The organism is Aphanothece microscopica RSMan92, assembly GCF_046613545.2.
Lineage (GTDB): Bacteria > Cyanobacteriota > Cyanobacteriia > PCC-6307 > Cyanobiaceae > NIES-981.
Genome location: NZ_JBKKKY020000531.1, coordinates 1 through 455 on the forward strand (window position 1 = coordinate 1; position 455 = coordinate 455).

At 71.9% G+C, this 455-nt stretch carries 1 pseudogene; it reads left to right on the top strand.

The annotated features are described in order from the left end of the window. Positions 1-455, top strand: a pseudogene (locus ACLD7X_RS18910) (hypothetical protein); the annotation flags it as partial.

Sequence of the window (455 nt, forward strand, 5' to 3'; positions counted from 1 at the left end):
CCCTCTCGGGAGCCATCGCCATCGGCTACCGCAGCAACGCCTCCGGCTCAGCGGCGACAGCCCTTGGTGACCAGGCCAGGGCGGCTGGAGCAGGCGCTACCGCCACCGGTTTCCTGGCCAATGCCACAGGAGAGAGCACCACGGCCTTGGGGCGCAACGCCAAGGCCAGCGGAACCGCCGCGACCGCCGTCGGAACAGCCTCCATCGCCGACGGTGAAAGCGCCACGGCCCTCGGGCGCAGCGCCAATGCCACCGGAACCTCCGCGACCGCCGTCGGGGTTGATGCCCTGGCCTCAGGGCAACAGGCGACGGCACTGGGTCCTCGCGCCAATGCCACCGGAACCGCCGCGACTGCCGTCGGGTTGAACGCCCGGGCTTCAGGTATCGCCGCCACAGCCCTCGGAGAAGCCTCCATCGCCGACGGTGAAAGCGCCACGGCCCTCGGGCGCAGCGCC